General features: G+C 58.9%; 1 protein-coding gene. It reads right to left on the bottom strand.

Going from position 1 to position 1,998, the window contains the following annotated elements:
* Positions 1-364 precede the first annotated feature (364 nt).
* On the bottom strand, positions 365-1,678 hold the full coding sequence (locus NHF53_RS23705; protein ID WP_252836409.1) for a methyl-accepting chemotaxis protein: 1,314 nt from the start codon (positions 1,676-1,678) through the stop codon (positions 365-367).
* Positions 1,679-1,998: the final 320 nt, after the last annotated feature.

Below are 1,998 nucleotides of genomic sequence, written 5' to 3'. Positions count from 1 at the left end.
CCCGCTCGGGCTACGCCCTCCCGGGGCTCTCATGCGTGCGCCACAGTGGCCGACTTTTGCGCCGCCGCGTGGCCGGTTTTTACTCCGCCGTTGACAGTGGCGGCTAAACTGCAAGCTGATCAGGAGATTCTAGCACAAACCGTCTTGGAATTATTCATGATTTCAGCAGCTTAACAAAAATCAGATAAGCAGAATTATGGAACTCTTGGCCCGTATGCCCCAAAGCTCTTGCAAAAGCAGATAGACCGATCGAGGAGCCTTGAGGAACGCTCGTATCTGCGCTCTGAAAATTGCGATGGACCTGGCGCGCTTTACGCCAGGCCCATCGACTTGGAATTATCAATGCTTGTCAAATCCCTATCTATCAAGCCGCCTTGCGGTCCGCTGAAGCCTTGGACCGCCCGACGACGAAACGGGAGATCATCTGGCTCAGCGTGTTGGCTTCGCCATTCAGCACGGCCGAAGCAGCCGTCGTTTCCTCGACCATTGCCGCGTTCTGCTGCGTTGCCTGATCCATATGGTTTACAGCCGTATTGATTTCTCGCAGGCCCGAGGCCTGTTCGCCGGTCGCTCTTGAAATCTGCTGCATAAGAGAATCGATCGCCTGAACCTGTTCGGCAATCCTGTTGAGTGCACCGCCGGTTTCTGCGACGAGGGTCACACCCTGACCCACCTGCTCGTTCGAGGCGGAAATGAGCGCCTTGATTTCGCGGGCAGCCTGAGCAGAGCGCTGCGCGAGCTCCCGGACCTCCTGCGCGACCACGGCAAAGCCCTTGCCGGCTTCGCCAGCGCGGGCGGCTTCGACCCCGGCATTCAAGGCCAGCAAGTTCGTCTGGAACGCAATCTCGTCGATCACACCGATGATCTGGCTGACCTTGCCCGAACTATCTTCGATCCCTTCCATGGCCACGATAGCCTTGCGAACGACCTCGCCGGATCGTTCAGCCTCCGTGCAGGCGGCCTTGACTTTACCGGCCGCCAACTGTGCATTGCTGGCACTTTCGTTGAGCTTGTCGGCGATTTCGCCGAGTGCTGCCGTCGTTTCCTCCAGGCTCGCAGCCTGCTGCTCCGTCCGCTTGGACAGTTCATCAGAGCTGCGGCTGATTTCGCGCGTACCACCGTTCAGGGTATCGACCGTAACGTTGAGGCGGATAACCGTCTCTTCCAGGCTCTGAACAGCGGAGTTGTAGTGATCACGCAGCTCTTCATAGGAGCCCGGGAAAGGCTCGGTGATACGGTGCGAAAGGTTTCCGTCGGCAAGCTGCTGCAGGCCCTTGCCCAGTGCAATCACAACCTTCCGCTGGGTTTCCGCAACGCCTTGGCGCTCGGCTTCCGTCTGACTTCGCTGCTCCTCGGCGGCGAGACGCTGACGTTCTGCCAACGCTTCGAGGCTGCGGCCCTCGGCAAGCTTGTGGCGGAACACATCGAGCGAAGTCGCAAGCGCGCCCACTTCGTCCTTCCGCTCCTGCCCGGCCACCGGCTGTTCATAATCCCCTTCGGACAGTCGGCCGACTTCTTTCAGCAGCGATCCGATCGGCTTCTGAATGAAAAGGCGCACTGCGATAAGCAGCGAGATGATAACCGCCGCCATGATCACAAGACCACCCGCGATCAGGATCAGCGTCTGCTGGTTGACGACTGCGGAAACAACCGCAACAGGTACATCCTCGACGATCATCCAGCGGGTATTGAGACCGGGCAACTCGAAGGGCATCACGACGCGAAATACGGGTTCTCGATCTACGCCAATGACGTCTTCGAGGATGACTGTCTCGCCCTTCAAGGCTGCAGCCTTGGCTGCCGCATTGCCCTCGAATTCATAGCTCTTCATGACATTGCCCTTGTCGGGCGCGGTCAGCCAACTGCCCCGGGCCGACAGGAGATAGACCCGTCCCACGCCGAAAGCAACGGTGTTAAGTTTCAAGCACCGTTGCTCGATAGTCTCGCATCCTGGCATTGAGGATGATGATCATCCTGCGCATGACGGCGACGATGGCG

It is taken from the genome of Ciceribacter sp. RN22, from assembly GCF_024054295.1.
GTDB lineage: Bacteria > Pseudomonadota > Alphaproteobacteria > Rhizobiales > Rhizobiaceae > Allorhizobium > Allorhizobium lividum.
Note: the sequence above shows the minus strand (reverse complement) of the source record. Positions and strands in the feature narration are given on the sequence as shown.